The organism is Salinicola sp. 4072, assembly GCF_036663415.1.
Classification (GTDB): Bacteria; Pseudomonadota; Gammaproteobacteria; order Pseudomonadales; family Halomonadaceae; genus Salinicola; species Salinicola salarius_A.
This window is the reverse complement of record NZ_JAXOVV010000086.1, coordinates 1-739: the sequence shown is the minus strand read 5'-3', so window position 1 is coordinate 739 and position 739 is coordinate 1. Positions and strand designations below refer to the sequence as shown.

Sequence of the window (739 nt, the reverse complement as noted above, 5' to 3'; positions counted from 1 at the left end):
CTTGGAGGTATTGTCATGGCAGGACGTTACGAGATTTCCGATCAGGGTTGGACATTGATTGAAGATATCGTTTCGCCTGGCACGCCCGCTGGGCGTGGACGCCCACGCCGCGATGACCGGCAGATGCTCAACGGCATCTTCTGGATCCTCTGTTCCGGCGCCAAATGGCGGGATCTGCCCGAACGCTTCGGCCCATGGAAAACGGTCTACCAGCGCTTTCGTCAGTGGCGAGATGACGGCACACTCGAACGCAGCCTGTCACGCCTTCACCTGAAGCTTCGGGAAGATGGTTACATGGATCTCGATACCTGGATGGTGGACTCCACCTCGATTCGAGCGACTCGCTCTGCCGCTGGTGGCAGTAAAAAAGGGGCTCTGGAGAACGGGTAGGCCATGCGCTTGGACGAAGCCGAGGCGGCCTGACCACCAAGATTCACCTGGTTTGCGATGCCAATGGCGTTCCCCTGAGCTTCCTGCTATCGCCTGGTCAGCATGCCGATTCACGCTATCTCGTTCCTGTCATGGAGCAGATCCGCTTGCCAGGTCATACGGGACGTCCCCGCAAGCGCTGCCGCCATCTGCTGGCCGACCGAGGTTACGATAGTGATCGATTGCGTCGCTACTGCGACCGGTACGGAATACGACCGACGATCCGGCACCGACAGATGCACCGTCGCCCCAAGCCAGGACTACCCCGCCTGTTCGAGCGCCCGCGTTATCGGCGTCGCAATGTGATAGA

General features: G+C 59.8%; 1 pseudogene. It reads left to right on the top strand.

The features are described 5' to 3' along the window. Window positions 1-15: 15 nt before the first annotated feature. Window positions 16-739, top strand: a pseudogene (locus tag R3F72_RS18585) (IS5 family transposase); the annotation flags it as partial.